Below are 7,537 nucleotides of genomic sequence, written 5' to 3' on the forward strand. Positions count from 1 at the left end.
CAGGCCCTGCTCGCCCTCGCTCGCCGACGCCTCAACGTCCTGTGGGCCATGATCCGTGACGGACAGTGCTACCAAGGTTCACCTCCCGTCACAGCAGCGGCTTGACATCACGATTGGGAAGTCCTTTGGTTCTAGGACGTTAGTTCTAGGACGTTGGTCTACGGACGTTGGGCCGCTCTCGCGTCCTGGTGTAGCCGGGTCACGAGTTCAGGTAGGTCAGGACCGCCAGGACGCGTCGGTGGTCGCCGTCGCTCTGGGACAGGCCGAGCTTCAGGAAGATGTTGCTGACATGCTTCTCCACGGCACCGTCGCTGACGACCAGCTGCCGGGCGATCGCGGAGTTCGTCCGCCCCTCGGCCATAAGTCCCAGGACCTCCCTCTCACGGGGGGTGAGTCCCGCGAGTACGTCCTGCTTCCGGCTGCGGCCGAGCAGCTGGGCCACCACCTCCGGGTCGAGCGCCGTGCCGCCCCGGGCCACGCGTACCACCGCGTCCACGAACTCACGTACTTCGGCTACCCGGTCCTTGAGCAGGTAGCCGACGCCGTGGCTGGAACCGGCGAGGAGTTCTGTGGCGTACTGCTCCTCCACATACTGCGAGAGCACGAGTACCCCGAGTCCCGGGTGGTGTTTGCGCAACTGCACCGCGGCCTTGACGCCCTCGTCCGTGTGGGTGGGCGGCATGCGTACGTCCGCGACGACGACGTCCGGCAGTGTGCCCTGGGCCGCCAGTTCGGTGATGGTCTTGATCAGTGCGTCACCGTCGCCCACTCCGGCAACGACTTCGTGCCCCCGGTCGGTCAGCAGCCGAGTCAGCCCCTCCCTGAGCAGCACCGAATCCTCGGCGATGACCACTTGCACCCTGTCCTCCACGGTTTCTGGCCCCCCAGCCTGGCGCAGGCTTGCGCGTAGGGGTCCAGCATTTCACCTCCGGTGGTTGGGCGGGGTGGGTTCGTTGTCGGCTACGAGGGCCCGCAGTCGCCCATGAACCGAACCCACCCTTCCGGTGAGCACCCCACTCATCCGGCGGAGGCATGGCGCCAAGGCAGCTCCGCCGTGACGCGCGTCGGCCCGCCGGGCGGAGAGTCGACGACGAGGACGCCGTCGACCGCGTCGAGACGTTCGGCGAGACCAGCGAGGCCAGAACCGCCGGAGGCGTCCGCTCCGCCGGCGCCGTTGTCGAGGACCTGAAGCATCAGGCGGTTGTCGACGCGCCAGACGTCCACGTACGCCCGCGTCGCCCGCGAGTGCTTGCTGACGTTCTGAAGAAGCTCGGAGACGGTGAAGTACGCGATGCCCTCGATGGCGGGCGCCGGCCGGGACGGCAGGTCCACCTCGACCTGAACCGGCACCGTGCAACGCGAGGCCACCGCGGAGAGGGCGGCGTCGAGCCCGCGGTCGGTGAGGACGGCGGGATGGATGCCACGAGCCAGGTCCCGTAGCTCCTGCAGCGCCGTCTTCACCTCGCCGTGCGCCTCGCCCACCATCCGCGCCGCCGCCTCCGGATCCTCCGCCAGCTTCTCCTTGGCCAGCCCCAGGTCCATGGCCAGCGCGACCAGCCGCGCCTGTGCCCCGTCGTGCAGATCCCGCTCGATACGCCGCAGATCGGCGGCGGCCGTGTCGATGACGACACCGCGGTCCGACTCCAGCTCCACGACCCGCGTCGCCAGCCGGGAAGGCCCGAGCAGCCCGCGCACCAGCAGCCCGTCCACCAGCGTCAGCGCCCGTACGATCCACGGTGTGGCCAGCGTGAGCAGCAGCCCCAGCAGCGCGGTCAGGGTTATCTCGAAGGGGTTGTCCAGGTAGATCCGGTGCGTTTCGTCCCCGTACAGCTGAAGCCCGTCCTGCCCGACCCACACCGGAAAGACCCAGAACCACAGCGGATACGTCAGCATGGCCCAGCCGTACGCCCAGAAGTTGATCGCCACCGCGAACGCGAACACGGCCCACGGGAAGTGCAGCACCGCGTACAGCAGATGCCGCCAGGACGCCCCGCTCTTGAGCATCGCGCCCATCCACGCCATCGGACCCTGCTTCCGGACCCGCAACGGCTCCGGCGCCGCGACCTCCAGACCCAGCAGCCCGCGCGCCCGCGCACGCTCCAGCGCGCCGAACCCGCGGCAGCCCGCGAGCGCCGCCGCGAGCACCGGTATGCCGAGGAACGTGATCAGCAGTCCCGCGCCCAGCGACACCATCGTCACGGCGAAGGTGAACATCAGGATGCTGACCGGCAGGCTCAGCATCAGATAGCCGAGCTCTTTCCAGCTGCGCGCCGCGATCGGCGCCCGCAGCGCGGCCGGGAGCCGGTGCCGCCCCTCGACGCCCTCCCCGAGGAATCCGGGCCCAGCGTCTCGCCCGTATCCCTGTCCGTACTCCGTCGCCATGGCCGCCGTCCGTTTCTACTCGGTTCCTGATCGGTCCGGTTGTCCGCTGTCGTAGTTCCACACTGCTCGGTGCCAGGTCCGCGGACCATGGAGTACGTCGGCGTCTTGGGGCGGGGGTTTTCCCTACCTAGGCGTACGACGAGAAGGCACGTCCGGCAGGAGAAGGCCGTGCGACTGGAAGTGCCGTGCGACTGGAAGGGTCGTACGGGAGGAAGGCTGTACGACAGACAGTCGTGCGGCCCGAGGCCGTCCGCCTACCTCCGCGCCGGCTCCTCCGTCCGGTCCCGCCACGGGAGTTCCGCCGTGATCGTTGTCGGGCCGCCTACGGGGGACTCGATGATGAACAGGCCGTCGACCGCGCCGAGCCGGTCCGCGAGGCCCGCCATTCCTGTGCCGCCGTCGAGGGAGGCGCCGCCGCGGCCGTCGTCCCAGACCTGTATGAGCAGGCGGTTGTCCGAGCGCCAGACGTCGACGGAGGCAGACCGCGCCCCGCTGTGTTTGCTGACGTTCTGGAGGAGCTCGGAGACCGTGAAGTACGCGATGCCCTCGATGGCCGCGGCGGGGCGCATCGGCAGGTCGGCAGTCACCTTGACGGGGACCGTGCAGCGGGAGGCCACCGCGGACAGGGCGGCGTCGAGCCCGCGGTCGGTGAGGACGGCGGGATGGATGCCACGGGCCAGGTCGCGCAGTTCCTGGAGCGCCATCTTCACCTCGCCGTGCGCCTCCTCGACCATCGACGCCGCCGCGTCGGGGTCCTCCAGGAGCTTCTCCTTGGCGAGACCGAGCCCCATCGCGAGGTTGACGAGGCGCGCCTGCGCGCCGTCGTGCAGATCCCGCTCGATACGCCGCAGGTCGGCCGCGGCCGTGTCGACGACCACCCCCCGGTCCGACTCCAACTCGGCTATGCGCCGCTCCAGTTCGTCGGAGGGCGACAGCAGCCCGCGGACCATCGCCCGGTCCGCGTTGGCGAGCCCGCGCGCGATGAACGGCAGCACCGGCCACAGCACGAACAACGAGGTCAGCGTGATAGTGAAGGTGAGGATGCCCCAGGGCAGCCGTATGAATTCGTACAGCACTGTCCGCCAGCCGACCGGGTCCTTCAGCGCCATCCACAGCGCGGGGAGGAAGCCGCCCCGGCCCCGCCACGGCAGCGGACTCGGTTCGTCCACCCGGACCCCGAGCAGCGCCCTGGCCCGGCCCCGCTCCAGCTTGCCCAGCAGCCGGGCGCCCATCAGTCCGCCCGCGAGAAGGGGAAGACCGATCACCGTCAGGGTCATGAAGGCGCCGGTGGACAGCACCGTCACCACGTACGTGAAACCGATCAGCGACACCGGCAGGTTCGCCAGGAGATGCGCGATCTCCTTCCAGGTGTGCCAGTCGTAGGCGAAGCGCGCGGGCGGCGGCCGGTCGCCGACGTCCCGGGTGTCGGTGGCGATGATGCGTTCGGTCATAACGGCTAGCGTGCCGGGCCGCGTGCCGGAGCGCCATGAGGTGGACCGCCGGGATGCCCTGGGGAAAACCCCACCCCTGCTTCCTGCCCAGCGCCTGTCGGCGACCTCCGCGCATGCCAAGGCGTGACGGGCTGCTTACCGTTTCTTTAGCAGGGCCTAGACTCCGGTGCGTACAGATCGTCGAGCACAAGCGCATCGCACGGCGCACATCAGAGCGCGCACGAGGTCATACGCGGTCATGCGAGGTCAGGGAGCGAGGGGCGGACGTGCCGGAACCGACCAGGGGCGCGGAGACCGGGACCGCCGGGATCACGGTCGCGGCCGACTACTTCCAGTCCTACTCGGTCGTCGGACTGCTTGCCGTGATCGGCGTGCTGTTCGTCGCCGTCGCCTTCGGAGCCGGGCGCCTGCTGCGGCCCGTCGTCCCGACGCCCGAAAAACTCCTGACCTACGAGTGCGGAGTCGACCCCGTCGGCGAGGGCTGGGCCCACACCCAGGTCCGCTACTACGTCTACTCCTTCCTCTACGTGATCTTCGCCGTCGACTCGATCTTCCTCTTCCCCTGGGCGACGGTCTTCGCCGCGCCGGGCTACGGGGCGACGACGCTCGTAGAGATGTTCATCTTCCTCGGCTTCCTGGCCGTGGGACTGCTGTACGCATACAAGAAGGGCGTCCTCACATGGACGTGACCCAGCCCGAGCCCGTTTCCGAGCCGGTGCCTGTGCTGCTTCCGGAGCCCAAGCGCCTGGGTGCGCTCGCGCGTCTCGCCCCCGAGCCGATGAAGGTGGTCCTCAACTGGGGCCGCCGTTACAGCCTGTGGGTCTTCAACTTCGGCCTCGCCTGCTGCGCCATCGAGTTCATCGCCGCCTCCATGGCCCGGCACGACTTCATCCGCCTGGGAGTGATTCCGTTCGCTCCGGGGCCGCGCCAGGCCGACCTGATGGTGGTGTCGGGGACCGTGACGGACAAGATGGCGCCCGCGGTGAAGCGGCTGTACGAACAGATGCCGGAACCCAAGTACGTCATCTCCTTCGGTGCCTGCTCCAACTGCGGCGGGCCCTACTGGGACTCGTACTCCGTGACCAAGGGCGTCGACCAGATCATCCCGGTCGACGTGTACGTCCCCGGGTGCCCGCCACGACCCGAAGCGCTGCTCCAGGGCATCCTCAAGCTTCAGGAGAAGATCGCCCGGGAGTCGCTGGGGGAGCGGTACGGATCCGCGTACGGGTCTGAGCGCTACGGATCCGCCGGCACCCGGCCTTCCGCGGGCGCGCTGCAGAGCGGGCTGGTGAAGCCGCCGGTTCCGGCCGGGGAGGAGGGCGAGCGGTGACCGGCTGGCTGCCCTCCCCGGTGGAGGAGCTCTTCGGTACGGAGGCCACGGCCGAGGAGTCGTACGAGCTCCTGACCGTCGACGTGCCGCCCGCCGCCTGGATCTCCGCCCTGGAGACCGCGCGCGGCGAACTGGGCTGCACGTATTTCGACTGGCTGAGCGCCGTCGACGAACCCGGCACGGGCTTCCGCGTCGCGGCCCATGTGGTCGCGCTCGCTCCGGTACGCCGCCTTCTCGTACGTACGACCGTCCCGCACGACGCCCCCGTGCTCCCCTCCGCCGTGGAGGTCTACGCGGGCGCCGCCTGGCACGAACGCGAGACTCACGAGATGTTCGGCGTCACCTTCGAGGGCCACCCGGGGCTCGCGCCGCTGCTCCTCCCGGAGGGCTTCGAGGGCCACCCCCTGCGCAAGGACTTCGTCCTTGCGGCCCGCGTCGCCAAGGCCTGGCCCGGCGCGAAGGAGCCGGGGGAGTCGGAGCACGGCGGTCCGAAGCGCCGCCAGATGTTGCCGCCCGGCGTCCCCGACCCGAACGAGTGGGGACCCCTGAAGGGCCAGCTCCCGCCTGCTCCGGCCCGCCCTGCCCGCGGCGCGGCCCGCGCCGCGGGCGAACGCCCGGCCCGGCGGGCTCGCACAGCGGGGGAGGGCTCGGCAAGCCAGGCCCCGGCTTCTGGTGCTCCCGCTGCGGGTCCGGGTACGGGCGCGGCGGCGGAGGGCAGGCCTGCCGGGCGCCGGGCACGCAGCGTGAGCGAGGGCTCGGCGACACAGCGGACGGAGGGGGCGGAGCGGACGGAAGGGGAGGAGACGGGCTCGGCGGATGCTCCTTCGGTCTCTCCGACCTCGGCTTCGGGAGCCGAAACGCCGCCCGCGGCACCGCGCCGCGCCCGCAGTGCCGGCGAGGGCTCGGCGTCGCAGCGGGAGGCGTCCGCTGCCGCCCCGGCCGACGAAGCCGGCGGCGAGCATCAGCCTGAAGGCGAGCAGCAGCCCGGAGGCGGGCGGCCCGCCCGCCCGGCGCGCCCCCGCAGCACGGACGCCCCCTGGCACCACGCGCGCCCCGCCTTCGACGGCGCTCAGCAGAAGCCGCCCACGGGGCCGCCCCCGGAGGAGTCGCCGATCGGGGAGCCGCCCAGGGTCGAGTCGCCGAAGAGCGAGTCGCCAACGGGGGAGTCGCCCACTGAGGAGCGACCCTCGCACGAGCGGCAAGGGGGTGAGGGCGAGCCCGGCCGCGAGCGGCAGGACGACGAACCCGAGGCTCCCGACGAGCCCAGGTCTGCCGAGGCTCCCGAGGCGGAGACGCCGGCGAAACCCTCCGTCGCCCCCGAAGCCCAGCCACCCACCCACGACAACCCCCCAGGAGGCCCGCAGTGAACGACGTGCTCGACGTCGCCCTGCGACTCCTGATCGTCTTCGTCGTGTTCCTCACCTTCCCGCTGATCGTCGGCCAGACGGAGCACAAGGTGATGGCCCATATGCAGGGCCGCCTCGGCCCCATGTACGCGGGCGGCTTCCACGGGTGGGCCCAACTCGTCGCGGACGGCGTGAAGTTCGCCCAGAAGGAAGACGTGGTCCCCGCGGGCGCGGACCGCCGTATCTTCCAGCTGGCCCCCGCCGTCGCCCTCCTCCCGTACCTCCTCGTCCTCCTCGCCATCCCCATCGGCCCGGGCGAAGGTGCCGTCGGCGAGGTCATCGACGCGGGCATCTTCTTCGTCCTCGCCGTGATGGGCGTGGGCGTCCTCGGCTCGCTCATGGCGGGCTGGGCCTCTGCCAACAAGTTCTCCCTCCTTGGCGGCCTCCGCACCGCCGCCCAGCTCCTCGCCTACGAACTCCCGATGCTCCTCACCGCGGCCTCAGTCGCGATGGCCGCGGGCACGGTCTCGCTCCCTGGCATCCTCGACGCCTTCGAGTGGTGGTGGCTGCCCTGGCAGATCGTCGGCGCGCTCGTCTTCTTCGTGGCCGGCCTCGCCGAACTCCAGCGCCCTCCCTTCGACATGCCCGTCGCCGACTCGGAGATCATCTTCGGCGCGTACACCGAGTACACCGGCCTGCGCTTCGCTCTCTTCCTCCTCGCCGAGTACGCCGGAATCATCGTCCTGTGCGGCCTGACCACCGTCCTTTTCCTGGGCGGCTGGCATGGCCCGTGGGGTGCCGACGGCCTCGGCTGGGTCTGGACCCTGCTCAAGACCGCGGTCCTCGCCTTCCTCGTGATCTGGCTCCGCGTCACCTATCCCCGTCTCCGCGAGGACCAGCTCCAGAAACTCTCCTGGACCCTCCTCGTCCCCCTCTCCCTCGCCCAGATCGCCCTCACCGGCATCGTCAAGGTGGTGATCCAGTAGCCATGGCTGAGTCCCTCCCGCCCACTCGGGCCAGCTCTCTCC

General features: G+C 70.6%; 7 protein-coding genes. 4 read left to right on the forward strand and 3 right to left on the reverse strand.

The annotated features are described in order from the left end of the window. Positions 1 to 199: 199 nt before the first annotated feature. From G6048_RS45600 to G6048_RS45610, 3 genes are all read right to left on the reverse strand, one after another. Positions 200 to 859, reverse strand: coding sequence for a response regulator transcription factor (locus tag G6048_RS45600; protein ID WP_328771034.1), 660 nt, complete (start codon positions 857 to 859; stop codon positions 200 to 202). A 158-nt stretch (positions 860 to 1,017) separates the two neighbouring features. Then, positions 1,018 to 2,382: a sensor histidine kinase gene (locus G6048_RS45605; RefSeq protein ID WP_165345512.1), complete on the reverse strand. Its 1,365-nt coding sequence runs from the start codon at positions 2,380 to 2,382 to the stop codon at positions 1,018 to 1,020. Positions 2,383 to 2,636: 254 nt separating this feature from the next. After that, entirely contained in the window at positions 2,637 to 3,833 is a 1,197-nt protein-coding gene (locus G6048_RS45610; protein ID WP_165345513.1) for a sensor histidine kinase, read from the reverse strand. Positions 3,834 to 4,099: 266 nt separating this feature from the next. Here G6048_RS45610 and G6048_RS45615 point away from each other — a divergent pair, with 266 nt between their 5' ends. The 4 genes from G6048_RS45615 to G6048_RS45630 are packed head-to-tail and all read left to right on the forward strand — an operon-like array spanning position 4,100 to position 7,495. Further along, complete coding sequence (locus tag G6048_RS45615) at positions 4,100 to 4,522, forward strand: NADH-quinone oxidoreductase subunit A (protein ID WP_165345514.1); 423 nt, start codon at positions 4,100 to 4,102, stop codon at positions 4,520 to 4,522. Then, the gene (locus tag G6048_RS45620) at positions 4,513 to 5,163 is read left to right on the forward strand and encodes an NADH-quinone oxidoreductase subunit B (RefSeq protein WP_165345515.1); all 651 of its coding nucleotides are present in this window, start codon (positions 4,513 to 4,515) and stop codon (positions 5,161 to 5,163) included. The genes G6048_RS45615 and G6048_RS45620 overlap by 10 nt, the downstream gene beginning before the upstream one ends. Further along, positions 5,160 to 6,530, forward strand: coding sequence for an NADH-quinone oxidoreductase subunit C (locus tag G6048_RS45625; RefSeq protein WP_165345516.1), 1,371 nt, complete (start codon positions 5,160 to 5,162; stop codon positions 6,528 to 6,530). Before G6048_RS45620 ends, G6048_RS45625 begins: the two co-directional genes overlap by 4 nt. Beyond that, positions 6,527 to 7,495, forward strand: coding sequence for a complex I subunit 1/NuoH family protein (locus G6048_RS45630; protein ID WP_033319593.1), 969 nt, complete (start codon positions 6,527 to 6,529; stop codon positions 7,493 to 7,495). Before G6048_RS45625 ends, G6048_RS45630 begins: the two co-directional genes overlap by 4 nt. Positions 7,496 to 7,537 lie beyond the last annotated feature (42 nt).

Origin of the sequence: Streptomyces ureilyticus (genome assembly GCF_011045025.1) — a bacterium.
GTDB lineage: Bacteria > Actinomycetota > Actinomycetes > Streptomycetales > Streptomycetaceae > Streptomyces > Streptomyces ureilyticus.